The sequence below is a fragment of the Reella acinonychis genome, from assembly GCF_052384575.1.
In the GTDB taxonomy this organism is placed as follows: Bacteria; Pseudomonadota; Gammaproteobacteria; order Enterobacterales; family Pasteurellaceae; genus JBQSUQ01.
In genome coordinates, this window is sequence record NZ_JBQSUQ010000004.1 from 312,168 (window position 1) to 337,779 (window position 25,612).

The window sequence follows — 25,612 nt, forward strand, 5'->3', positions numbered from 1 at the left end:
TATTTTAACTGGACTCCGAGCTTGTTGCCCTAAGTCGAAAGATATGGTCGCAATGCCAGTGGTATAAGGTTACCACCATGGATAAGCTAGAAATAGGTTATCCTCCCAAATTGGAAAGGTGTCTTAATTTTAACTTACTCAATATGAGGTTTAATATGAAAGAGAAAGAAAAAATTAATGCAAAACGTCGAGATTTTCTGCGTAATTCTTCTTTGGGGGTCGCTGGTGCGTCATTGACGACAGGCTCTGTGAGTTCATTATTTTCTGCTCCCGCTCAAGCAGCTGAAAGTCATACTGTATTGACAGCTGCGCATTGGGGAGCGTTGGGTGTTGTGGTTGAAGATGGAAAAGTGGTGAAGTCAGGCCCTGCATTTGAACCTGTGGTGGAAAATGAATTGCAATCAGTGGTTGCAGATCAGCTTTATACAGAAGCTCGCGTGAAATATCCGATGGTGCGTAAAGGTTATTTAGAAGGTAATAAAGATAATAGTCTGCGTGGTCGTGATGAATGGGTGCGTGTATCTTGGGACAAAGCTTTTGAATTGGTGGATGCTGAATTTAAGCGTATTCGTTCCGTTGAAGGTGGCGGAGCAGAGCATATTTTCGGCGGTTCTTATGGTTGGAAAAGTTCTGGCTCATTACATTCTTGCCGTACCTTATTACACCGCTATTTAAATGCAACCGGTGGTTTTGTTGGGCATAAAGGGGACTACTCAACAGGGGCTGCTCAAGTGATTATGCCTCATGTGTTGGGAACTATTGAAGTGTATGAACAACAAACCAGTTGGGAAACCATTTTATCTGACAGTGATATTGTGGTGCTTTGGTCTGCTAACCCAATGACAACTTTGCGTATTGCATGGACTTCAACAGACCAACAAGGTATCGCTTATTTCAAAAAATTAAAAGAAAGTGGCAAACGCATTATTTGTATTGACCCAGTGAAAAGTGAAAGTTGCGAATTCTTAGGCGCAGAATGGATTCCAATTCATACTGCAACAGATGTGCCATTAATGCTTGGTATGGCGCATACTTTGGTTTCTGAGAATAAACATAATACGGAATTCCTGAAAAAATACACAACAGGTTATGACAAATTCGAAGCCTATTTATTAGGTAAAGAAGATGGTCAAGTTAAAGACGCTGAATGGGCAAGTAAAATCTGTGGTGTGCCTGTTGATGTAATTAAACAATTAGCGCGTGACTTTGCTTCTAAACGTACTATGTTAATGGCGGGTTGGGCGATGCAACGTCAACGCCATGGCGAACAATCTCATTGGATGTTGGTGACATTGGCTTCTATGCTTGGTCAAATTGGTTTACCTGGTGGTGGTTTCGGTTTAAGTTATCATTATTCTAATGGTGGTGCGCCAACAGCAACAGGCGGTAGCTTAAGCTCAATTTCAGCAACATTGGAAAACAATAGCGCAAATACGGGACAATCTTGGTTAGCGAAAACCTCATCATTGAGTTTCCCATTAGCTCGAATTGCTGATGTTTTACTCAATCCAGGCAAGAAAATTCAATACAATGGTACAGAAGTGACCTATCCTGATATTAAATTAATTTATTGGGTGGGTGGTAATCCATTTGTTCATCATCAAGATACCAATTTATTAGTCAAAGCGTGGCAAAAACCAGATACAGTGATTGTCAATGAAATTTATTGGACACCAACTGCACGTATGGCAGATATTGTGTTGCCAGCAACTACGAGCTATGAGCGCAATGACTTAACCATGTCTGGCGATTATGCGTCTATGCATATTTTCCCAATGAAAAAAGTGGTTGAGCCACAATTTGAAGCGAAAAGTGACTATGATATTTTCGCTGAATTAGCGAAACGCGCTGGGGTAGAAGATAAATTCACCGAAGGTAAATCTGAAATGGATTGGTTAAAATCCTTCTATCAAGATGCCTTTGATGGTGCGCGTAAAAATCGTGTGTTAATGCCTAAATTTGAGAAATTCTGGGAAGAAAATAAACCTATTACTTTCAACGTAAGTGAAAAAGCGAAAAAATGGTTACGTTATGGTGAATTCAGAGAAGATCCATTACTCAATCCATTAGGTACACCTTCAGGTAAAATTGAAATTTTCTCTGATGTTGTGGCAAAAATGAACTACGATGATTGCAAAGGTTATCCATCTTGGATGGTGCCAGAGGAATTTGCCGGTAATGTAACTGAAGAATATCCTTTAGCATTAGTGACACCGCATCCTTACTACCGTTTGCATAGCCAATTAGCACAAACTTCACTACGTGAAAAATATGCAGTGAATGATCGCGAGCCAGTGTTAATTCATACTGAAGATGCACAAAAACGCGGTATTGCGAATGGCGACATCGTACGAATTTTCAGTAAACGAGGTCAAGTGCTAGCGGGTGCTGTGGTGACTGATGGCATTATCAAAGGCACTGTGGCATTGCATGAAGGGGCTTGGTATGATCCAATGGATCTTGGTGCGAGTGAGCAACCATTATGTAAAAACGGTTGTCCTAACGTATTGACCATGGATATTGGTACTTCAAAATTAGCGCAAGGTAACTCAGCAAATAGCTGTATTGTTCAGCTTGAGAAATTCACCGGCGAAGCGCCAGAAGTAACCGTATTTAAGCAACCTAAAATGGCAAAAGCTTAAGTTAATATGAAAGCAAAAGTGCGGTGAAATTCACCGCACTTTTTTGTTTTCGATATTTTTTATTTACTTGCTTCAAAAGCTTGCTGTAAATCAGCGAGGATGTCATTAATGCTTTCAATACCACAAGAAAGGCGAATTAATCCTGCGGAAATCCCCGCTTTTTCTAACTCAGCTTCATTTAATTGACGATGCGTTGAACTGGCTGGATGTAAGGCACAAGTGCGAATATCTGCCACATGCACTTCACGAGAAATTAATTTTAAGGCATTTAGCCATTTTGCTGCAGTTTCACGCGTGCCTTTAATTTCAAAGGAAATCACACCGCATAAGCCATTCGGCAAATATTTTTGTTTTAAATCATAGTCTTGAGAATTACTTAATCCCGGATAATTGACTTTTACCACCTGAGGATGTTGTACAAGGAATTCAGCAACAGCTTGTGCATTTTCATAATGGCGTTGCATACGAACCGCAAGGGTTTCCATGCCAAGATTAAGTAAAAAACTGTTTTGTGGTGCTGGAGTGGCGCCTAAATCACGCATTAATTGCACACGCGCTTTTACAATATAGGCTGCTGCACCAAAAGATTCCGTATAAACTAAACCATGGTAAGTTTGATCTGGTGTGCTTAATTGGGGAAATTTGCCATTATTCCAATTGAAGTTACCACAATCAACAATAGCACCGCCAAGCGCCACTGCATGACCATCTAAATATTTGGATGTGCTATGAATAATAATATTTGCACCAAATTCAATAGGGCGACAGAAATAAGGCGTAGCAAAGGTATTATCAACTAATAGTGGAATATCTGCTGATTTTGCTAAAGCAGCAAATTTTTCAATATCTAATACCCGTAATGCAGGGTTAGCAATAGTTTCTGCAAAAACAGCTTTTGTATTTGGGCGAATCGCTTTTTTCAATTCCTCTAAAGGCAAATCTTGATCAACAAAGGTTACATCAATCCCCATTTTTTTGAACGTGTGGGCAAAGAGATTATAGGATCCGCCATAAATATAAGAAGCAGAAATAAAATGATCGCCAGCTTCAAGGATATTTAACATCGCGTAAAATACAGCCGCTTGCCCTGAAGCAGTACACATGGTTGCCACACCACCTTCAAGTGCGGTTAATTTTTCTTCCGCTGCGTTAGTGGTTGGATTAGACAAACGCGTATAGAAATATCCAGACGCTTGTAAATCAAATAACTTACCAATTTCTTCTGCAGAATCATAGGTATAGGTTGTACTTTGTACAATTGATTGAACGCGAGGTTCTCCGTTTTTAGGCTGATAACCAGCGTGTAAACATTGTGTTGCGAAATCCATATTGTCTTCCTTGTTTATTATTATTTGAAAAAAGATTCAGATAATATATATGATAAAAGGGCGTATTGCTACGCCCTTATATTTTTAAGATTAAAAGTAAAATTATTTATCTTTCACTTCTTCAAATTCTGCATCAACGACATCATCATTTGGTTTACCACCTTGCGCTTGTTGTGCTTGCGCTTCAGGTTGTGGTTGAGCAGCTTGCATTAATTTCTCAGAAACTTGAATTAATGCTTGTACTTTCGCTTCGATATCCGCTTTATCTTCACCTTTCGCCGCCGCTTCTAAATCTGTAACCGCTTTTTCGATTGGTGCTTTATCTTCAGCTGATAATTTATCGCCCACTTCGCTTAATTGTTTACGCGTACCATGAACTAAATGATCTGCTTGGTTACGAGCCTGTACTAATTCTTCAAATTTACGGTCTGCTTCCGCATTTGCTTCTGCATCACGTACCATTTGTTGAATTTCTTCATCGCTTAAACCTGAAGAGGCTTTAATCGTAATTTTTTGTTCTTTATTAGTACCTTTATCTTTTGCAGATACATGGATGATACCGTCCGCATCAATATCAAAGGTTACTTCAATTTGTGGCATACCACGTGGCGCAGGGTTGATACCCTCTAGGTTGAATTGACCTAAAGATTTATTATCTGCTGCACGTTTACGTTCACCTTGAAGTACGTGAATTGTCACCGCACTTTGATTATCTTCAGCCGTTGAGAACACTTGTGATTTCTTAGTCGGAATCGTGGTGTTTTTCTCAATTAAGGTTGTCATCACGCCACCCATGGTTTCAATACCTAATGAGAGTGGAGTAACATCTAATAATAGAACATCAGTTACGCTACCTGATAACACACCGCCTTGTACTGCTGCACCTACTGCAACTGCTTCATCTGGGTTTACGTCTTTACGTGGTTCTTTACCGAAGAACTCAGCCACTTTTTGTTGAACTAATGGCATACGAGTTTGACCACCCACAAGAATCACATCATCAATTTGTGAAACACTTAATCCTGCATCATTTAATGCCACTTTAACAGGTTCCATTGAACGTGCCACTAAATCTTCCACTAATGCTTCTAATTTCGCACGTGTTAATTTAATGTTTAAGTGTTTTGGACCTGTTGCATCTGCAGTGATGTATGGCAGATTTACATCGGTTTGTTGTGCTGATGAAAGTTCGATTTTCGCTTTTTCGCCAGCTTCTTTTAAACGTTGCATCGCTAATGGATCGTTACGTAAATCTACACCTTGTTCTTTTTGGAATTCATCTACTAAATAGTTAATGACGCGGTTGTCGAAGTCTTCACCACCTAAGTGTGTATCACCATTGGTTGCTAATACTTCAAAGGTTTTTTCGCCACCTACTTCATCAATTTCAATAATAGATAAGTCGAATGTACCACCACCTAAGTCATATACTGCGATAGTTTGGTTGCCTTTACCTTTATCTAAACCATAAGCTAATGCAGCTGCAGTTGGTTCGTTAATGATACGTTTAACTTCTAAACCTGCGATACGACCAGCATCTTTTGTTGCTTGACGTTGCGCATCGTTAAAATATGCAGGTACTGTAATAACCGCTTCTGTTACGGTTTCACCTAAAAAATCTTCCGCTGTTTTCTTCATTTTTTTCAATACTTCAGCAGAGATTTGTGGAGGTGCTAATTTATCGCCTTTTACATCAACCCAAGCGTCTCCATTATCCGCTTTGATAATTTGGAATGGCATAATGTTTACATCACGTTGTACTTCTTGATCTTCAAAACGACGACCAATTAAACGTTTGATTGCAAATAACGTATTTTTCGGGTTTGTTACTGCTTGGCGTTTTGCTGGTTGACCCACTAAAATTTCATTATCATTCGTATAAGCAATGATTGACGGGGTTGTGCGATCGCCTTCTGCATTTTCAATTACGCGAGGTTTGTCGCCATCCATTACAGCCACACAAGAGTTGGTTGTACCTAAGTCAATACCAATAATTTTTCCCATTTGTTTTTCTCCTAGTTTTAAATCTGTTTTCACAACGCTTTTGTTATGAGCTTGCTTGCTATACAAAATGTGGATTGTTTTTCTCTTTTCAAGAGCATTTTTAAAAATTTTTGTTTTTATTTTATGCCATTGATATAAAAGATAAGCTTCACATGGGTAACAAAATAAGGCTGAATTTTGTGATTTCAAGAGAAAAGTTAATAAAAATTCACCGCACTTATGCTAAGATAGCCAAAATATAACCATTCTTTTTAGTAGGAAATTGAAATGAAAAAATCAACGATTGCATTAGCGGTTGTCGCTATTTTGGGAAGCGTTTGGGCGGGTGGTGCTTGGTACACAGGTCAAAAAGCGGAAGCTGAATATCAACGCCAAATTGAAGTGGCAAATACCAAATTAAAACAACAAACCTTAACGAAAGACGTAGATGGCATGAATTTCTATGCACAAATTGAAAATGTTAAATTTGAGCGTGGATTTTTTAGTTCAGATTATCGTTATGATTGGGTAATGAAAATCAATGATATGGATTTCAATCTTCCACTTGAAGGTAAGTTTTATCATGGTCCAATCCCATTAAATCATTTAACGCAATTTAATTTAATGCCAGTGATGTTTTCTGTTACAGGACAACTTGTGAACAATGAACAAACACGAGCAATTTTTGAAGCGACAAAGGGCAAGTCTCCGTTCTTTTCTCAAGCTGCTGTTTCTTATGATCTTCAAACCAAAGGCTATGTTGATATCAATTCAGGTAATATGAAGTCATCGGGCGTTGAAGCCAATTGGGATAATGGCAAAATTAAGTTTGATGTAGATAAAAATGGACTTGGCAAATCAGAAATGGAGATGCCTAAAGCTGATTTATTATTGTCAATAAACGATCCTAGATTGGCCACCATTAAAATAACAATTGATGACCTAAAAGCGCATTCAGATGTGAAAAGTACTCAGTTTTCAACGTTATTTGATGGTTTTGTGAAAGCAAATATTGGACAAATTCAATATGATTATACTTATCACGAAAATGTGCCTGAAAAATCAAGAGTGCAAAATTCGGTATTTAAGAATATTGCTCTTGATTATAATAGCAAGTTAAACAACGATTTTATTGATAATGGTATTAAGCTAGATTTTGAATTTTTTGCCAATGAACAAGCATTAGGTAAATTTAAATTGAATGCAGAAGTGAATCATTTATTGGCTTCTGCGACAGATGAAATACAAAAAATATCTGCGGATAATGAAGCAGAATACCAACGTTTAGGTTTAGAGGTATTACAAAATGAACCGCACTTAAAAATTGATGAATTAAGTGTAACCAATGAAAAAGGAAAAATTGAAGCGGACTTAAATATCAATGTGGCGAAAGTGGATTTAGCAAAAGTAAATTCAGCGCCTTTGAGTTTATTTAAAGAACTAGCTTTACATGCTAAAGCAGATAAACAAGCTATTAGCCATTTATTAAATCAATTAATTCAAGTGGGCAAAGCTAATATGGATAAAGCAAAATATGAGAAAAACATCGAATTAGCAGTGGACTCTTGGATTGATGAAGCGAAACAACAAGGCATACTCATTGAGAAAGAGGGTAAATTGACCTTAAACATTGAAGCTCAAAAAGAAGGTCTTAATTTTAATGGCTATGTAATTTCAGAACAAGACCTAAAATTCTTCTTACTCGGCGTACTAATGAAATTTGCTCATTAAAACGAAAAAAGTGCGGTGAATTTCACCGCACTTTTTTATTCATTAAAATTTTTCTTTCCAATAGCCTAACCATTCTTTCAGCAATTGCATGTTGGCATTGATTGCGCCGGCTTGAGGGATAAAATGCATATAATTAAGTCCGTAGCTTTCTGGGGTAACGCCATTTCCTACACTAGCAGGTAGAACAATAAATCCTTCGCGTTCGAATAACAATTTGGCACGTTGCATATGCCATTGATTTGTGACCAAAATAATTTTTTTTATACCTTCTCGTTCAAGCATTTCATAACTGAATTTGGCATTTTGTATGGTATTTAACGCGCGTTCTTCCAACCATTTCGGTTTAATGCCAAAAAAGGTAAATAATTCTTGCCCCATGACTGCCGCTTCAGAATTGCCATTTGGACTGGCACCACTGATTAAAATAGGTAATTCAGTTTCTTTATGTAAATAAGCCGCATAACGCATACGTTCTAGCACTAATCCCGGAACAGTTAAGCTACGGTAAAGTTCTTTGCTATCTCGTAGTCCACCGCCTAGTACGACAATGGCTTGGGCTTGTTGGTAATCTGCAACGGTTAAGTTATCCTCTTTGGTTAGGCTATCATTGAGCCATTGAGCCGTATAGGGAATGCTGACAATGTACAATATGCCAATGCTGAGAAAAGCACTTAAAAACGCCATTTTCTTGCATTTAAATAATAAACATAACAGAGCAAAAATGCCCAAAATAATGACGTTAAAAGGGGGAAGTGCAATCGCACTAAGTAATTTAGTTAATTCAAACATAATCGTCCTTAAAATAGGCTAAAAGTGCGGTTATTATTACGGAAATATTGCACGAACTCAATCACTAAAATACTGTCAAATAATTAGCCAAAATGCTATGATATGGCAATTTTTTAGGAAGGTAAAAATGAACCCAATTCTCGTTGAATTAAAACAAAAATTACAAAAAATTGAACAACTCATTGTTGATAAAAATGACGTGCTATATTTCGATTATCCGCTGCATTTAAATGTGGGAGATTTATTAATTTATGCAGGAACTGAACAATTTTTTAAAGATTATCAGATTAATGTTCGTTTAAGACGTGCATTACAAGCGTTTGATATTGAAGAAGCAAAAAAATATGTAACGGAAAAAACCACGATTCTTTGCCATGGTGGTGGAAATTTTGGTGATCTTTATCCGAGCATTCAAAAAATGCGTGAAGATTTAGTGCAGGCATTTCCAAATAATCGCATTATTTTAATGCCACAAACCGCGCATTTTTCTCATTCTCAAGCTATGCTTGCTTCCGCTGCAATTTTTTCTCAGCATAAGGATCTGCATTTATTTGCCAGAGATACAAAAACCTTTGCGCTTATGCAAGCGAACTTTTCAGTCAATACTTATTTATCACCAGATATGGCGCATCAGCTGTATGGCATTTTGCCACAGAAAAATGTACAACAAAAAACAGGGAAAATCCTTTATTTTTTGCGTAAAGATATTGAAAAAAGTCATATTGAATCTGAAGTGCAGGCGAAATTATCCAGTAATGATGATGTGAAAGATTGGGAAGATATTTTATTACCAAGTGATTTGAAATTTGAATTATGGTGTAGCCGTTTTTCTAAACTTGCTAATAAATTTAAATTACCATTTGTTAAAAATAAAGTTAACGATCTTTGGTATCAGCATGCTTTAAAAGTTATCCAACGTAGCCAAGATATTTTCTTAAACTATGATGAAGTGGTAACAAGCCGTTTGCATGGGCATATTTTTTCTTGCTTATTAGGTCTGCCAAATCAAGTCTGTGATAACTCTTACGGTAAGAATACGGGCTATTATCATCAATGGACGCAAGAGATTAGCTACACAAAATTATATGAAATCTAGTATGCATTTAATTAAATTAATTAGTGTTACTTTGCTAAGTATGGTGCTGACAATGGTCAGTGCCTTTATTCTTGCCCGTTTTTTGTCCGTTGAAGATCGTGGTTTACACCAATTATTTATTACTTCCGTATCCTATGTGGTTACCATTGCAACCGGTGGAGTCGGTTTCGCCTTAGTGTTAAGCATGCGTAATAAGCAATATCAAGGATGGCAAGGCTATTTAGTCGCCTTTTTGATTTTATCTTTAGTTGTTGCTTGTCTTGCCTTAGTTTTATTTGATTTTACCAATTATTCCGTATTGTTTATCGTCAATGTTGTGTTAACTGCTATTGCGACCGTTACTTTAGAAAAAAGTAAAAGCGATCCTGCGTTACGCATTTATCGCAAAATTACCTTGCAACAACCAATTTTGTTGGTCGCCGTTTATGGTATTGCTTATTTAATTTTAAAAGAGCAACCTTTGGTGATTGCGCTCTATTTATTTACCTTGTATAGCTTGGTGCAAGCCTTGTTATGCTTGCATTATTTATACCAAATTCATCGTGGATTTATTCAGCATAACCCAGTTCAACCTATTGATAAAAAATTCTTTTTTACTACTTGGTTTAAACAAAATTTATTACAGCTGTTTGGTGCAACGACCGTTAATTTAGATAAATTTTTGATTACATTATTTATGGGCAACTATGTGCTAGGGCTTTATACGGTCTGTATTGCTTTTGATAGTTTGCTTACCCGTTTTATTAATATGTTGGCGGATTATTATTATTCAGGCTTAATTAATCATTTAAATCGACTCAAAGCGGTATTGGTAATTGTGGTGTTAATGAGTATTTCTGCGGTTATTTTAGTACCGTTATTGGCCGAACTTGTTATCGTCTTTTTCTTTAGTGCGAAATATGCTGAGGTCGCGCCAATTTTAGTTTGGTTTATTATTAATTCGATTTTGGCGGGATTATCTTGGGTGCTATCGCAAAATATGCTATTGCAAGGTAAACAAATCTTATTATTTACTCGTCAATTGATTTCTATTGTGGTGTTTACCCTTTTATTTTATGTGTTTAGAGAACAACAACTTTATGGTGTGGCTTATGCCTTAATTGGCGCGAGTGCAACCCGATTAGTGATTTCAATTATTTATTATTTTAAATATCCGATCACAGATTTATTAAACAAAGAACAAAATTTAGAACAAAAAAGTGCGGTGTAAAATGAGAAAGTTTTTAATTTCCTTAGCAAAAGATGTACAACGTCGAGAGCTATTTTTCTCCCAACCTGATACGGCGGATTTTGAAGTGTTTGATGCCGTCAACACAATGAGTTGGTCAGAGGAACAGCTAGAAAGTTATTTTGATATCGACAGTTTTAAATTAGCTTATGGTCGTGCCGCAACTAAAGGTGAAATCGGTTGTACATACAGTCACTTAGATGTGTATAAGCTGATTATAGAAGATGAAAACATTGGTGAAGACGAATATGCACTTGTTTGTGAAGATGACGCCTTATTTGCCGCAAATTTTCAGCAAAATTTAACCGCACTTTTACACCAAAAGCCAAAGGCCGATATTATTTTAGTTGGTCAGTCAAAAATTGCAGATTTTAATGACAAGGAACTTTGCATTAATTATCCAACCACTTTTAAGTCATTACAAAAAAGTATTGAAGGTACGCCTTATCGCTATGCTTATCCTTATAAAAATTATTTTGCCGGCACCGTTGCTTATCTAATTAAAAAATCGGCTTGTCGCCGTTTTTGGCAGGAAGTGGAACAAAGTTGTTCAGTGTATTGGCTTGCTGATGATTTTATTTTATTTGGTAAAAGATTTGGCTTGGATATTGTTGTTGTACGTCCCTTAATGGTGATTGAGAATCCGGTGTTGGTGAGTAATTTATCGAGCACAAGGGCTGAAAAGAAAAATAATTTAGCTAAAAAACTCATCAAGTTTCCAATGAAGAAAGTCATGGCGATCATGAGAAATTTATCATGTCCAGTTTAATCAGTCTCTTTTACCTTTATGATCCTTGGTTATGGCATATCGTCCGCATGAGTTTGGTGGCGGGCATTTTTGCTACGCTGTTGTTAGGCTATAAATGGTATAAAAAAACATTAAAGCAATTTGTAGTGCCAGTGGATAGCCTTCTGGTAATTTTAGCGTTAATTGCGATTTCTGTTGTTCCTATGTTAATCAATGGCACCCATGAATTGGGTGTGGTTAGCATGTATGTTAAAGCATTGATTTTATTTGTCTTTGGTATTGTTATTTATAATTTGTTTTATCATAAACAAACAGGACAAATGCAGTTCATCAACGATCTCAAAATAGGGGTTGGTGTGCAATCTGCGCTAGGTTTACTTGCCTTAATGGGCATCCCATTATTTATTAGTATTGCGTTGGGAACAAATGCGGATTATTTTCTACCGCGCTTTCAAGGTTCAGAACAGGAATATCGCCTATATAATTTCACTTCTTCGGCGTTTTTCCAACTCAGTGCATTTTATTTAATGCTGTTTCACTTTTTATTAGCCTATGCGCATAAACAACATAATTTAAACCCTGTTTATGTATTTTTATTGCTTTGTATTGGTTTGATTTCGGGCAGAACTTTTTTAGTTTTTTCGGTGGTAAGTTTGGCGTTGTATTTTAAATGGCGTTATTTACCAGCCATTATTGCTTTTGCTGGACTTGTACTATTCCTAGTCATTGTGTATCCAACGAATATCTATGTTGAACATGCCTTAGAACCAGTGATTAATCTTATTCAAGGCGGACAGCGTTTAAGTTCTTCAACGGATACGCTCATGAATAAGCATTTGTTTATGCCTCAGTTAAAGCAATTCATTATGGGCGATGGGCAATATTATGTGAACGGGATTAGCTATTATGGTGGTTCGGATTCAGGCTTTATTCGTCAAGTGTTATATGGTGGCGTCGGTTATATGCTGGCTTGTTTACTTTTTACCGTTTACTTCATCAAACGTATTGCGGATAACTGGTTTAATGGCAGCTGGAAATTTATTTTATCAACGCTATTTTTATTAAGTGTATTGAATGTTAAAGCGGATACCTATGCTTATCCGGGAATTATGTTTATTTTTCTAATGTTTATCTCTTTATTTGGTCATAAAGGGAAACAATTTCTATTTGAGCAAAAATAATGTTTAGTATTATTGTCCCTTCTTATAATCGCAATGCTGAAGTGAATGCATTGCTAGCAAGTTTAGCACAGCAAACGGTGCATAATTTTGAGGTGATTGTCATCGATGATTACTCACCAAATCCCATAAAAATAGACCGCACTTTTGATTTTGATGTCACGCTTATTCGCAACCAAACGAATTTAGGTCCTGCGCAAAGTCGCAATATTGGTGCGGACGCAGCGAAAAATGATTGGCTTTTGTTTTTAGATGATGATGATCGTTTTGCAGATAATAAATGTGAAATTTTAGCTGCAAATATCGCTGAAAATGCACAGTGCAATTTTCTATATCATCCTGCAAAATGTGAAATGGTGAACGAAGGCTTTTTCTATACGACAAGTCCATTTCCACCATCAGAGATAACCTTGGATAATATTTTATTAGCCAATAAAATTGGTGGGATGCCGATGATGTGTATTCAGAAAGCATTTTTCTTTCAATTAGGTGGCTTAGATACTCAATTAAAATCTTTGGAAGATTATGATTTTGCGTTGAAATTAGCCTCTAGTCCTGATTTACATGCCATATTAGTGGCTGAGCCATTAAGTATTTGTGCATTTCATACCAAACGTTCTAGCGTATCAACGAATACGACTAATACAGAACAGGCAATAAAAATTATTGCGGAACGCTACGTGACGACGTCACAACAAAAGCACAATTTTGCCATTAATTCTTTGTATATGTTAGCTTATCCCAATGCGATGAACCTTTCTCGTAAAGCGGCAAGCTATTATTTTAAGATGTTTAAATTAAGCCATAATGTGAAGCATTTAATTATTGCCATTGTGAGCTTTATTTCTCCAAGTTTAGCCATTAATTTAAAACGGTTCGTATAATGAAATTTTCAGTATTAATGTCCTTATATATTAAGGAAAAGCCTGCTTTTTTAGCAGAAAGTTTGCAAAGCCTCGTTGAGCAAACATATCCAGCGGATGAAATTGTCATTGTGTTAGATGGTCCAATTACCGCTGAATTAGAAAATGTATTAGCGGAGTTTGCGCCCAAATTACCATTAAAATTAGTGCCTTTAGCGCAAAATATGGGATTAGGAAAAGCGCTAAATGAAGGCATTAAACAGGCAAGCAATGAATGGCTATTTAGAATGGATACCGATGATATTTGCTATCCTCAGCGTTTTGAAAAGCAAGTTGAATTTATTCAAAACAATCCAGATGTTGTTTTGTTTAGTACGCAAATAGCGGAGTTTGATGAAGATCCAAATCAAATTATAGCGATTCGAGAAGTGCCAGTGGGCTACGAAAATATTGTGAACTTCAATCGCTTGCGTTCGCCATTTAATCACATGACGGTAGCTTATAAAAAATCAGTGTTAGAAGAGGTTGGCGGTTATCAGCACCATTTATTTTTAGAAGATTATAATTTATGGAATCGTATTATTGCTAAAGGCTATAAAGTAGGCAATTTATCTGAGGTGCTACTTTATGCAAGAACGGCTGGAAATGCGATGTTTAGTCGTCGTAGAGGATTGATCTACGCAAAAAGTGAATGGAAACTTTATCAGTTGAAACAACAGCTTGGAATTCAAAATGGGTTGTCTGGATTCGCTACATTTTTACTGCGTACTTTACCCAGATTAATGCCTGTTTGGCTTGTAAAATTAATTTATAAATTTGTTCGTAAATAGGAAAGCTTAATGAAAACTTTATTAAAATCCACCGCACTGTGTCTTGGTTTCGCATTGGTAGGCTGTTCTTCTCAGACAACAAATCATGGATCATTATCGCCATTGGCCGAAAACGCGGTGTATAACAAAGACCGTAATCTCAGCCATTTTAATGATTATGTGCAATTTTTGAAACGTAAAGCGGCAGGTCAGGGCGTTTCAGCTAAAACATTAAATGCACAGCAGAATATTCGTTACATAGAAAGTGCGGTGCGTTTAGATCAAAAACAAGCGGGTAATGCGGCGAGACGAAAAAATCAGCCTCCATTGCCACCTAATCCAAATGGTGCAACGAATTACATTAATAAGCATTTAACACAAGGCAAAGTGAATAAAGCAGAAGAAAATTATTGGGATGTCCGCACTCAGTTGCAAAAAGCCAGTAAGCAATATGGCGTACAGCAAGAGTTTATCTTAGCTTTATGGGGAATGGAGAGTAGTTTTGGTTATTACCAAGGTAACTACGATGTGTTATCTGTACTCGCCACATTAGCCTTTGATGGTCGTCGTGAAAAATTATTCAGTAAAGAATTTATTAATGCGATGAAAATGCTCGATCAAGGTCATTTAGATCGTGCGAAAATGTTAGGCTCATGGGCAGGAGCCATGGGGCAAACGCAATTTATGCCAACATCTTATTTAAATTATGCGGCAGATGGTGATGGAGATGGTCGCAAGGATATTTGGCGCAATGAATATGATGTTTTTGCGTCCATCGCTAACTATTTGCATACAGTGGGTTGGAATGACAATTTACCTTGGGGCGTTGAAGTCGTTTTAAATCAACCGCTTGATTTATCCATGGCAGGAACTGAGAAAAATAAAGCACGCTCATTGGCTTATTGGCAATCTCAGGGCGTGATGTTAAAAAATGGCAATGAAGCGCAAAAATTAAATGCATTATCCAATGCTGATTTGTGGCTTGTTCGTCCAGATAAAGAGGTTGGACGCGCATTTTTAGTTTCTAACAACTACCGCACAATCCTAGATTGGAATCGTTCTAATTATTATGCGTTAAGTGTCGGAATGTTTGCTGATCGTATTAAGCAAGCGTTGTCATTGCAGTAATAATCAAAATTAGATTTCATCTTTATAAATAATTTAGGCATAGTAAAAACTATGCCTAAATTTTTAATATCAAGTAATTATTCCACTTTAACAATCCAACCTTCTGGCGCAGGTTTATCGCCAAATTGGATGCCCACAAGTTCATCGTAAAGTTGACGAGTTACAGGCCCCACCTCTGTTTCTGAGTAGAAAACATGTAATTTATCATTATATTGAATACCACCAATTGGCGTGACCACCGCTGCTGTACCGCAAGCGCCAGCTTCAGCGAAATTATCTAATTCATCAATATACACATCACCTTCAATGGCTTCCATTCCAAAACGTTCTTTAGCTAAATAGAGAAGTGAATATTTAGTAATACTTTCTAAAATAGAAGGCGATTTTGGCGTGATAAATTTATTATCTTTAGTGATACCAAAAAAGTTGGCTGAACCTACTTCTTCAATTTTAGTATGAGTAGTTGGATCTAAATAAATACAATCTGCAAAGCCTTGTGCTTTTGCCTGTTTACCTGGATACAAACTTGCTGCATAGTTACCACCGACTTTCGCGGCACCTGTACCTTGTGGCGCGGCGCGATCATAATGAGAAACCATGAAATTGGTTGGTTTTAAGCCACCTTTAAAATAAGCACCAACAGGGCAAACAAAAATAGAGAAGATATATTCCGGCGCAGGACTTACTCCAACATTGTCACCCACACCAATGACAAAAGGACGCAAATAAAGGGTAGCGCCAGAACCATAAGGACCCACCCATTCTTCATTGGCTTTAACCACTTGTTTACACGCATCGATAAACATTTCTACTGGAATTTCAGGCATTAATAAACGGCGACAGCTACGTTGCAGGCGTTTACCATTTTCATCTGGACGGAATAAATTAATTGAACCATCTTTAGTACGATAAGCTTTTAAACCTTCAAAACATTGTTGACCATAATGTAATGCAGTAGAACCTTCGCTAATATGTAAAACATTATCAGTGACTAATTCGCCTTTCTGCCATTCACCATTTTTCCAATAGGCTAAATAACGATAATCTGTTTTAATATAATTAAATCCAAGGTTATGCCAATCAAGATCTTTCATAGATATATCCTTTAAGTTGTCATTTGCAAAGCTGTTAAGATTTGATAAATCTACACCATTATCATAGGCTTGAAAACAATTATTTGAGATTTTGCGAGCGGAAGTGTAAAATTTTAACATAAAAAAACACCGCACTTTTGTGCGGTGTTGTATCCCTAAAAACAGGGTAAAATATACAGGAAGTTAATGAATTTCTAATTAGCTACTAGAAATTCAGTTCGGTTGCCCGAACAATATGCAAACACAACATAATACTTAACTAAAAGTCGGAACTCTTAATCAATTAAGGAATTACCAATCATTAAGTATGGCGGTAGTATAGGGATTAGATTGAAGTCAGACAAATGAGAAATTTTTATCTGATGGATAAAAAAAACTAATCCTTTCCGAATATAAATTATTATTACAAAAATTAAGATTAGAGAGAAAACTATGTTTAAACGTTTGCCTCCCCTGAATTCACTGAAAGCGTTTGAAAGTGCTGCAACCCACTTAAGTTTTACTAAAGCAGCGGATGAGCTCTTTGTGACCCAAGCTGCAGTGAGCCATCAAATAAAACTGTTAGAAGATTTTTTAGGCATATCGCTCTTTATTCGAAAAAATAGAACCTTAGAATTAACCGATAAAGGCAGAATTTATTACAACGAAATTTCCGCTATTTTGCATAAATTAGCGATGGTTACCGAAGATTTAGTTTCTACGGGCAAGTCTTATCTTAATATTAGCGTCCCTCAAACCTTTGCGATTCAATGGCTTGTTCCTCGTCTTATGTACTTTAATCAGCAACATCCTGATATTGAAGTTCGAATACGTGCCACCGAGCAAGACGAAGGATTATTAAATAAAGATATTGATGTGGCTATTTATTATGGCTACGGAAACTGGGATAATCTGCAAGTCGAGTTATTAGCAAATGCCAATCTGGTGATGTTGGCATCGCCAAAGTTATTAGCTGAAATGCCAGTGAATTCGCCAGAAGATTTGCAATTGCATAAACTCATTCATATTCATACCAGAGAAAACTGGCAGATGATGTCCCATCATTTGAATATCGATTTACCCAATGTGCAGCAAGGCGCGTTATTTAGTCATACATTTATGGCATTACAAACCGCGGTTTATGGGCAAGGTCTTGTGATTGCGAATCAAATGTTAGCGCAACAAGAAATTGATCGGGGCAATTTGCAAATTGTGTGGCCAACTTCATTATTAGATCCAAAATCTTTTTATGTGGTAAATAGCCAAACAAGGCATAATGAAAAAATTATTCAAACATTTCGTGATTGGATCGTGCAAGAAATACATAAGGAAAATTAATGGGAAACCGCTTTTTATCTTTAGCCGCTTTAAGTGGCTTTATTGTCGTGGCCTTTGGTGCCTTTGCCAGCCATGCATTACAAAAACAATTTGACATGCAACAATTAGTTTGGCTTGAAACTGGTTGGAAATATCATGCTTTTCATACTATTGCATTATTGGTATTAGGTTTTTATCTGTCAGCAACAACACACCAACCTCAGCCAAAATGCCGTAAAAGTGCGGTGAATATTATTGGATTTTCTTGGACAATAGGCATTGTTGCCTTTAGTTTTTCTCTTTATGCCATGGCAGTATTCAATACCAAATCTATGGCGATGATTGTGCCAATGGGCGGTATTGCATTTTTAGTGGGATGGGCAACCTTATTTTATGTTGCTTTGCGTTCAAGTGTAGCGAAAAAGGGAAATGAAATTGAATAAATTAGCCTTATATTGTCGTGCTGGCTTTGAAAAAGAAGTGGCCGTAGAAATGACTGACAAAGCTGCTGAACGTGGTGTATTTGGTTTTGCGCGTTTACAGGAAAATAGTGGCTATGTGATTTTTGAATGTTACCAAACGGGTGAAGCCGATCGTTTAGCGCGTGAGATTCCCTTTCAACAACTGATTTTCGTCCGCCAGATGATAGTAGTCTCTGATTTATTGGATGAGCTTAACCCAGAAGATCGCATTAGTCCTATTATTGAAAAATATCAACAAATTGCACCGCACTTTGCTTCGCAATTAACGCATAGCGCAGATATTTTGGTGGAAACTGCGGATACCAATGAAGCAAAATCGCTGTCCACCTTTTGTCGTAAATTTACGGTGCCGTTGCGCCAAGCGTTGAAAAAACAAGGCTGGTTGCAAGGTAAATCCAGTAAAAAAGGAATTACATTGCATTGTTTATTTACTGCCTCTCATGCTTGCTATGTTGGTTATTCTTACAATCACAATCATTCGACTCATTTTATGGGTATTCCTCGCTTGAAATTCCCTGCTGATGCGCCGAGCCGCTCAACGTTAAAATTAGAAGAAGCAATTTTAACCTTTGTACCAAGAGAAGATGAAACTAAGCGTTTAAATGAAAATATGATTGGTGTTGATTTGGGCGCTTGCCCAGGCGGTTGGACATATCAATTGGTGCGTCGTGGTTTGTTTGTGTATGCAGTGGATCATGGCAAAATGGCGGCTAGCTTGCATGATACTGGACGTATTGAACATTGTTCAGAAGATGGTTTTAAATTTCAACCACCTAAGCGTAAGAAAATCGATTGGCTTGTATGCGATATGGTGGAAAAACCAAGTCGTATTGCGGATTTGATCGGAAAATGGTTGCTGAATGGTTGGTGTAGAGAAACCATTTTTAACTTGAAATTACCTATGAAAAAACGTTATCAAGAAGTACAGCAATGCTTACAACAATTGTCGGATAAATTGAGGTCACAAGGGTTGGCATTTCAGCTACAAGCGAAGCATTTATATCATGATCGTGAAGAAATCACAGTGCATATTCAACTGAAAAGCGCGGTGTGATTTTTAGGAGTTTTAATGAAAATTGCGTTGGGAATTGAGTATAACGGCAAAAATTATTTTGGTTGGCAGCGACAAGATAAAGTCTTAAGTGTACAAGAAGAATTGGAAAAAGCTTTGTCATTTGTGGCGAATGAGCCAATTGAAGTTTTTTGTGCAGGGCGTACAGATAGTGGCGTTCATGGTACTGGACAAGTGGTGCATTTTGAAACCAATGTTATTCGTCCAGATAAAGCTTGGGCATTTGGTACCAATGCTAATTTGCCCGATGACATTGCAGTCAAATGGGCAAAGCCTGTACCTGATGATTTTCATGCTCGTTTTAGTGCAAAAGCTCGTCGTTATCGTTATATTTTATATAGCCACAAATTGCGTTCTGCCATTTTGCCTTATGGTGTTACACATACGCATTTGGCGTTAGATCATCAATTAATGCATCAAGCTGGACAAGCATTGTTGGGGGAGCATGATTTTTCTTCGTTCCGCGCGGCACAATGTCAATCCAATACACCTTGGCGCAATGTTCATCATCTGAATGTGTATCGTCAAGGAGATTATATTATCGTAGATATTCAAGCTAATGCCTTTGTGCATCATATGGTGCGCAACATTGTGGGCAGTTTGATGGAGGTGGGAGCAGGTCGTCAGCCGGTGGAATGGATGTCTTGGTTATTATCACAAAAAGACCGCACTTTAGCAGCGCCGACGGCAAAACCTGAGGGATTATATTTAGTGGATGTGATTTATCCACCTCAATTTGACTTGCCTAAAACAGCGTTAGGGCCTTTGTTTTTACCTCAACAGTTATAAAAAAGACCGCAAAAGTGCGGTCTATTTTTTATGAGTTTTTATTCTTCAGTTTGATAAGTTAAAGGATATAAATCTAATTTTGCCATTAGCAACTGATCATGATCTTCTTCTGGGTTTTCGGTAGTTAATAATTTGTCGCCATAGAAAATCGAATTGGCACCAGCCATAAAGCAGAGCGCTTGCATCGCTTCAGGCATATCGCTACGACCAGCAGAGAGACGTACAAAACTATTTGGCATAGTAATACGTGCTACAGCAATAGTGCGTACAAATTCCGTCCAGTCCAAATCTTCTGCATTTTCTAGCGGTGTGCCTTCCACTTTGATAAGTTGGTTGATTGGCACGCTTTCTGGTTGCGGATCTAAGTTAGCCAAGCTAGCAATTAACCCAGCTCGTTCAGGACGGGTCTCATTCATGCCCACGATACCACCACAGCAGACCTTTAATCCAGCATTACGCACTTTTCCAAGCGTATCCATGCGATCTTCATGATTACGAGTATGAATAATTTTGTTATAGCGTTCAGGATCTGTATCAAGGTTATGATTATAATAATCTAGCCCTGCGTCTTTTAAGCTTTCAGCCATACCTTCTTCTAATAAACCAAAGGTACCACAGGTTTCTAGTCCTAATTCTTTCACCGCACTGATAATTTTAGAAACGGTATCAATATCTTTCGGCTTTGGACCTCGCCAAGCAGCGCCCATACAAAAACGGCTTGCGCCACGCGATTTTGCAATACGCGCTTTTTCCACGATTTCTTCAACATCTAACATGGTTTGTCGTTCTAAGCCCGTATCATAGCGAGCTGATTGTGGGCAATATTCACAATCTTCAGGGCAACCGCCCGTTTTAATTGAAAGCAGGGTAGAGAGTTGAATTTCTTGTGGGTTGAAATGTTGGCGATGAACTTGTGCTGCTTTAAACACCAATTCCATAAATGGCATTTCAAATAATTCTTCCACTTGGCATTTGCGCCAATATTGTGCAGTTGGATGTGGGGTGAGCTCGTTTTTACCTTTTAAACGCAGATTGTAAGTCGTCATGTCATCTCCTTTTCTATGAACAACTTAAGAAAGAAGTTCGATTTTACTCATAGTATGAATATTGGTCAAATAGCGAAAGCTTTTTTAAAGGCTAAATAATAGATGAAAAACGCATTAAAAATAAACCGCACTTTTACAAAATAATTCTGATCAGATCTCATACTTTTCACAATAAAAAGATACTAAAAAGGCAAAAATTGTGGTTAAATAGGCAAGATTTTTATTTAGCAAATTTAAGGTTAAATATGAGCTGGATTGATAAAATTTTTAGTAAATCACCTTCATCTTCTTCAAGTAAGAAATCAAATGTACCTGAAGGTGTATGGACAAAATGTACTTCATGTGAGCAGGTTTTATATCGTGATGAATTAAAACGTCATTTGGAAGTTTGTCCAAAATGTGGTCATCATATGCGTATTGATGCACGTGAACGTTTAGAAGCGTTGTTGGATAAAGACAGCATTGTAGAAATTGCTGCTGATCTTGAGCCAAAAGATATTTTAAAATTCAAAGATTTGAAAAAATATAAAGATCGCCTTACAGCAGCACAAAAAGAAACAGGCGAAAAAGACGCATTAATTACCGTTTCTGGTACCTTGTATGGTATGCCAATTGTTGCCGCAGCCTCTAATTTCAGCTTTATGGGCGGTTCAATGGGCTCTGTTGTAGGTGCGAAATTTGTTAAAGCAGCAGAAGAAGCCTTAGAAAAAAATTGTCCTTTTGTTTGCTTTTCTGCAAGTGGTGGGGCTCGTATGCAAGAAGCCTTATTCTCATTAATGCAAATGGCGAAAACTAGTGCAGTATTAGCGAAAATGAAAGAAAAAGGTGTGCCTTTTATTTCTGTGCTAACAGATCCAACTTTAGGCGGTGTTTCTGCAAGTTTTGCAATGCTAGGTGATATCAATATTGCAGAACCAAAAGCATTGATCGGTTTTGCTGGTCCTCGCGTAATTGAACAAACAGTACGTGAAAAATTGCCTGAAGGTTTCCAACGCGCTGAGTTTTTATTAGAGCATGGTGCGATTGATATGATTGTAAAACGCTCAGAAATGCGTGAAAAATTAGCAAGCGTATTAAGTAAATTAATGCATTTACCTTCGCCGTTTGTTGAACCCGAATTACTTTTGGAAGATAAAAGCGAAGCATAAATAAACACAGGATAAACTGATGTTACATAATGTAAAAGCCATTTCGCCAACGCTGAATTCAAGCCTAGACGAATGGCTTTCTTATTTAGAAAATAGTCATTTTAAAGCAATTGATTTAGGCTTAGAACGGATTAAATCTGTTGCGCAAGCGTTGGATTTGTCACATCCAGCACCTTATGTTATTACAGTTGGTGGCACCAATGGCAAAGGCACAACTTGTCGTTTGTTGGAAACCATTTTATTAAATGCGGGTTTAAAAGTCGGCGTTTATTCTTCTCCGCATTTGTTACGTTATAACGAAAGAGTGCGAATTCAAAATCAAGAGCTTGATGATCAACAACATATTCAATCTTTTGATTTTATTGAGAAAAATAAAACCCAATCCCTCACTTATTTTGAATTTAGTACCTTGTCTGCATTGCATTTGTTTAAACAAGCCAATTTGGATGTGGTCATTTTAGAAGTGGGATTAGGTGGTCGTCTGGATGCAACCAATATTGTTGATAGCCATTTAGCTGTCATTACCAGTATTGATATTGATCACGTTGATTTTTTAGGCGATAGCAGAGAACAAATTGGCTACGAAAAAGCGGGGATTTTTCGTGCGAATTGCCCTGTGGTGATTGGCGAACCCGATGTACCAAAATCAATGACCGATCATGCAAATTCATTAAATTGTTCTGTTTTCTGCCGTAATCAACATTGGCAATTTGAAACTTCTGAGCAATCTTGGTGTTGGCAAAGTGAAAAAGTGCGGTTAGAAAATTTACCGTTTTGCCAAATTCCGTTAGCTAATGCCGCTACCGCTTTAGCAGCAATTCAATGCTTACCTTTTGCGATTTCAACGGATCTGATCAAACAATCCTTACAACAAGTAGAATTGGTTGGTCGTTTTCAACGCATTAAACCTGAAGCGCTTAATCCAATTGCAAAATTAGCGCAGAAAAATTTGGCTGATTTACCACAAGTGATTATTGATGTGGGGCATAATCCACATGCAGCACGTTATTTAGCAGAAAAATTAACCGCACTTAAAACAGAAATCAAGGGCAAAATCATTGCTGTATGCGGTATTTTGAAAGATAAGGATGCGCAAGGTGTGATTGCCCCATTATTGCCTGTGATTGATCATTGGTATTCTGTGGGTTTAACAGGATATCGTGGACAAACAGGGGAAGAATTGTTACAAAAATTGCAACATTATGCACAACTTGAAGGAAAGACACTATCGGCGCAAGCGGCAGAATCTGTCTTATTAGGTGTAAAAAATGCGGTGCAAAATAGCACAAAAAATGATTTACTACTTGTGTTTGGCTCTTTTTATACCGTTGGGGAATTTTTGCAAATTTAGCGATAATAAAAAAGGGCGATTGCCCTTTTTTAAATTAAATGTGTTGCATCGTTCACCTTTTCAACAATAAATCGTGATTCATTTTCATCTTGATGATAATGCACCACTGAAATTGAGGTGTTTTTTAACGACGCACAATATTTTTTTTCTCGGTGAGTTTGCCAAGTTGCACCCTGTAATAATGCGATTAACAAGCGTAATGTATGCCCATGTGATACCACTAGAATATTGCCTTCATGGTGAATTTTGATGATATCTTGTAATGCACTATAAGCACGTTCCGCCAATTGTTGCCAAGTTTCACCGCCATTGCAAAGTGCTTTGTAATTAGCGGGTTCGTTCAGCATTTGTTGAAATTCTTCTAGCTGTTTAATTTGGGTAACATCTTGACCTTCCCAACTACCGAAATGGTGTTCATTTAATCCTTTGTGTTGAAATAATGGAATGGGGCGTTGTGCTAAGATATGTTGTGCGGTATCGATGGTGCGTTGTAAACAGCTTGAATAGGCAGCAACGAATGGAATATGGGATAAGGCGACGCCAGTTTTTATTGCACCTTGAACACCTTCTTCTGTGAGGTCGGAATTGCCTGAACCCTGTACTAAACCTTGTTCATTCCAAAGGGTGCGTCCATGGCGAATAAAATAAAAGGTTAATGCTTTTTTCATTATAGGCTTCCTTAACATAAAAAGGGGGTAAATTTATGATTGAAATTATATATCAACATTCAGATTTTATCATTATTAATAAACCCGCAGGGTTATCCGTTCATAAAGATGATGGGCAGAAAGGTTTAACTCAACTGGTTGCGGAGCAATTACAATTACCACAGGTTTGGCTAGTTCATCGCTTAGATAAAGCCACATCGGGTTTGTTAATTTTAGCCTTAAATGCACAAAGTGCTGCAAATTTTGGTGTGATGTTTGAACAACATCAAATTAAGAAAACCTATTTGGCATTATCCATGCAAAAACCAAAAAAGAAGCAAGGATTGATTATTGGTGATATGGAAAAATCCCGACGTGGAGCATGGAAACTTTGTCAAAGCCGAGAAAATCCAGCGATTACACGATTTTATTCCATAAGTTGCGAACCGAATCTACGTTTATTTGTGTTAAAACCACAAACAGGTAAAACGCACCAATTAAGAGTGGCAATGAAAAGTTTAGGCAGTCCAATTTTAGGTGATGCGCTTTATGGCGGAAATGTTGAAAATATTGACCGCACTTATTTGCATGCTTATGCCTTAACATTTAATTATCGTAATGAACCATTACATATCATTTGTCCTGCAAAGTGCGGTGAATTTTTTAATAAAAATACGGTACAGCAACAAATTGAGCAGTTAGATTTAAATCACTGAATTTTTAGCAAAAAAGAGTTGAAAATTTCAGCTAATCACTTATGATTTGAATGTGGAAAATCCTTTCCATACTACACAAACTTAATAAGGAAAAACAAAATGGCATTAGGTTGGTATGAATTAAAATTAGCAAATGACGGACAATTTATGTTCAATTTGAAAGCAGCAAACAGTCAAGTGATCTTGACGAGCGAACTATACAAAAGTCGTGCAGCTGCGGAAAATGGCATTGCTTCTGTACAAAAAAATGGCGTAGATGAAAGCAATTTTGAATTTAGAATGACAAAAAGCGATCAGCCGTATTTCATTTTAAAAGCAAAAAATCATCAAGAAATTGGTCGTAGCCAATATTATTCTTCACAAGAAGCAGCGAAAAAAGGTGTTCAGTCTGTAATGAACAACGCTGCAACAACAGAGATTAAAGATTTAACTGCAGAATAATTCAAGT

23 protein-coding genes and 1 riboswitch are annotated in these 25,612 nt (G+C 37.2%); of the genes, 17 read left to right on the forward strand and 6 right to left on the reverse strand.

What is annotated here, in order from left to right:
* Nucleotide 1: 1 nt before the first annotated feature.
* Nucleotides 2-137: riboswitch (molybdenum cofactor riboswitch) on the forward strand.
* Nucleotides 138-155: 18 nt separating this feature from the next.
* A complete protein-coding gene (gene torA / locus ACT2CV_RS02870) occupies nt 156-2,642 on the forward strand; it encodes a trimethylamine-N-oxide reductase TorA (RefSeq protein ID WP_464972528.1) in 2,487 nt (828 codons plus the stop codon).
* 59 nt (nt 2,643-2,701) lie between these two features.
* On the opposite strand, the gene ACT2CV_RS02875 is transcribed toward torA, so the two are convergent.
* Nucleotides 2,702-3,970: an O-acetylhomoserine aminocarboxypropyltransferase/cysteine synthase family protein gene (locus ACT2CV_RS02875; RefSeq protein WP_464972527.1), complete on the reverse strand. Its 1,269-nt coding sequence runs from the start codon at nt 3,968-3,970 to the stop codon at nt 2,702-2,704.
* Nucleotides 3,971-4,072: 102 nt separating this feature from the next.
* The gene (gene dnaK / locus ACT2CV_RS02880) at nt 4,073-5,974 is read right to left on the reverse strand and encodes a molecular chaperone DnaK (protein WP_464972526.1); all 1,902 of its coding nucleotides are present in this window, start codon (nt 5,972-5,974) and stop codon (nt 4,073-4,075) included.
* A 267-nt stretch (nt 5,975-6,241) separates the two neighbouring features.
* Between dnaK and ACT2CV_RS02885 the strand changes: the two genes are divergently transcribed.
* Entirely contained in the window at nt 6,242-7,684 is a 1,443-nt protein-coding gene (locus ACT2CV_RS02885) for a YdgA family protein (protein WP_464972525.1), read from the forward strand.
* 42 nt (nt 7,685-7,726) lie between these two features.
* Here the strand turns inward: ACT2CV_RS02885 and ACT2CV_RS02890 are convergent, their stop codons facing one another.
* On the reverse strand, nt 7,727-8,473 hold the full coding sequence (locus ACT2CV_RS02890) for a YdcF family protein (RefSeq protein WP_464972524.1): 747 nt from the start codon (nt 8,471-8,473) through the stop codon (nt 7,727-7,729).
* A gap of 127 nt (nt 8,474-8,600) precedes the next feature.
* Here ACT2CV_RS02890 and ACT2CV_RS02895 point away from each other — a divergent pair, with 127 nt between their 5' ends.
* The 7 genes from ACT2CV_RS02895 to ACT2CV_RS02925 are packed head-to-tail and all read left to right on the forward strand — an operon-like array spanning nt 8,601 to nt 15,523.
* A complete protein-coding gene (locus tag ACT2CV_RS02895) occupies nt 8,601-9,569 on the forward strand; it encodes a polysaccharide pyruvyl transferase family protein (RefSeq protein WP_464972523.1) in 969 nt (322 codons plus the stop codon).
* A gap of 1 nt (nt 9,570) precedes the next feature.
* Complete coding sequence (locus tag ACT2CV_RS02900; RefSeq protein WP_464972522.1) at nt 9,571-10,779, forward strand: lipopolysaccharide biosynthesis protein; 1,209 nt, start codon at nt 9,571-9,573, stop codon at nt 10,777-10,779.
* A gap of 1 nt (nt 10,780) precedes the next feature.
* A complete protein-coding gene (locus ACT2CV_RS02905; protein ID WP_464972521.1) occupies nt 10,781-11,566 on the forward strand; it encodes a glycosyltransferase family 25 protein in 786 nt (261 codons plus the stop codon).
* On the forward strand, nt 11,554-12,726 hold the full coding sequence (locus ACT2CV_RS02910) for a hypothetical protein (RefSeq protein WP_464972520.1): 1,173 nt from the start codon (nt 11,554-11,556) through the stop codon (nt 12,724-12,726). Before ACT2CV_RS02905 ends, ACT2CV_RS02910 begins: the two co-directional genes overlap by 13 nt.
* Nucleotides 12,726-13,607: a glycosyltransferase family 2 protein gene (locus ACT2CV_RS02915; RefSeq protein WP_464972519.1), complete on the forward strand. Its 882-nt coding sequence runs from the start codon at nt 12,726-12,728 to the stop codon at nt 13,605-13,607. Before ACT2CV_RS02910 ends, ACT2CV_RS02915 begins: the two co-directional genes overlap by 1 nt.
* Entirely contained in the window at nt 13,607-14,416 is an 810-nt protein-coding gene (locus ACT2CV_RS02920) for a glycosyltransferase (RefSeq protein WP_464972518.1), read from the forward strand. Before ACT2CV_RS02915 ends, ACT2CV_RS02920 begins: the two co-directional genes overlap by 1 nt.
* 9 nt (nt 14,417-14,425) lie before the next feature.
* Nucleotides 14,426-15,523: a lytic murein transglycosylase gene (locus tag ACT2CV_RS02925; RefSeq protein WP_464972517.1), complete on the forward strand. Its 1,098-nt coding sequence runs from the start codon at nt 14,426-14,428 to the stop codon at nt 15,521-15,523.
* A 77-nt stretch (nt 15,524-15,600) separates the two neighbouring features.
* On the opposite strand, the gene ACT2CV_RS02930 is transcribed toward ACT2CV_RS02925, so the two are convergent.
* A complete protein-coding gene (locus ACT2CV_RS02930; protein ID WP_464974042.1) occupies nt 15,601-16,623 on the reverse strand; it encodes a branched-chain amino acid aminotransferase in 1,023 nt (340 codons plus the stop codon).
* A gap of 426 nt (nt 16,624-17,049) precedes the next feature.
* On the opposite strand from ACT2CV_RS02930, the gene ACT2CV_RS02935 reads away from it, so the two are divergent.
* From ACT2CV_RS02935 to truA, 4 genes are read left to right on the forward strand one after another with little or no spacing between them, the layout of a single operon-like run.
* A complete protein-coding gene (locus ACT2CV_RS02935; RefSeq protein ID WP_464972515.1) occupies nt 17,050-17,934 on the forward strand; it encodes a transcriptional regulator GcvA in 885 nt (294 codons plus the stop codon).
* On the forward strand, nt 17,934-18,356 hold the full coding sequence (locus ACT2CV_RS02940) for a DUF423 domain-containing protein (RefSeq protein WP_464972514.1): 423 nt from the start codon (nt 17,934-17,936) through the stop codon (nt 18,354-18,356). Before ACT2CV_RS02935 ends, ACT2CV_RS02940 begins: the two co-directional genes overlap by 1 nt.
* Nucleotides 18,349-19,449 carry a 23S rRNA (cytidine(2498)-2'-O)-methyltransferase RlmM gene (gene rlmM, locus ACT2CV_RS02945; RefSeq protein WP_464974011.1) on the forward strand — a complete coding sequence of 367 codons (1,101 nt, stop codon included), beginning with the start codon at nt 18,349-18,351 and terminating at the stop codon, nt 19,447-19,449. The genes ACT2CV_RS02940 and rlmM overlap by 8 nt, the downstream gene beginning before the upstream one ends.
* Nucleotides 19,450-19,464: 15 nt before the next feature.
* The gene (truA, locus tag ACT2CV_RS02950; protein ID WP_464972513.1) at nt 19,465-20,256 is read left to right on the forward strand and encodes a tRNA pseudouridine(38-40) synthase TruA; all 792 of its coding nucleotides are present in this window, start codon (nt 19,465-19,467) and stop codon (nt 20,254-20,256) included.
* Nucleotides 20,257-20,294: 38 nt separating this feature from the next.
* Here the strand turns inward: truA and bioB are convergent, their stop codons facing one another.
* On the reverse strand, nt 20,295-21,302 hold the full coding sequence (gene bioB, locus ACT2CV_RS02955) for a biotin synthase BioB (RefSeq protein WP_464972512.1): 1,008 nt from the start codon (nt 21,300-21,302) through the stop codon (nt 20,295-20,297).
* 245 nt (nt 21,303-21,547) lie between these two features.
* Between bioB and accD the strand changes: the two genes are divergently transcribed.
* Nucleotides 21,548-22,450: an acetyl-CoA carboxylase, carboxyltransferase subunit beta gene (accD, locus tag ACT2CV_RS02960; protein WP_464972511.1), complete on the forward strand. Its 903-nt coding sequence runs from the start codon at nt 21,548-21,550 to the stop codon at nt 22,448-22,450.
* Nucleotides 22,451-22,469: 19 nt separating this feature from the next.
* Nucleotides 22,470-23,801 carry a bifunctional tetrahydrofolate synthase/dihydrofolate synthase gene (folC, locus tag ACT2CV_RS02965; protein ID WP_464972510.1) on the forward strand — a complete coding sequence of 444 codons (1,332 nt, stop codon included), beginning with the start codon at nt 22,470-22,472 and terminating at the stop codon, nt 23,799-23,801.
* Between the two features lie 29 nt (nt 23,802-23,830).
* Here folC and ACT2CV_RS02970 read toward each other — a convergent pair whose 3' ends face one another.
* A complete protein-coding gene (locus ACT2CV_RS02970; RefSeq protein WP_464972509.1) occupies nt 23,831-24,469 on the reverse strand; it encodes a histidine phosphatase family protein in 639 nt (212 codons plus the stop codon).
* 35 nt (nt 24,470-24,504) lie between these two features.
* On the opposite strand from ACT2CV_RS02970, the gene ACT2CV_RS02975 reads away from it, so the two are divergent.
* Entirely contained in the window at nt 24,505-25,164 is a 660-nt protein-coding gene (locus ACT2CV_RS02975) for a TIGR01621 family pseudouridine synthase (protein WP_464972508.1), read from the forward strand.
* Between the two features lie 99 nt (nt 25,165-25,263).
* Entirely contained in the window at nt 25,264-25,605 is a 342-nt protein-coding gene (locus ACT2CV_RS02980) for a YegP family protein (protein WP_464972507.1), read from the forward strand.
* The last annotated feature ends 7 nt before the right edge of the window (nt 25,606-25,612 follow it).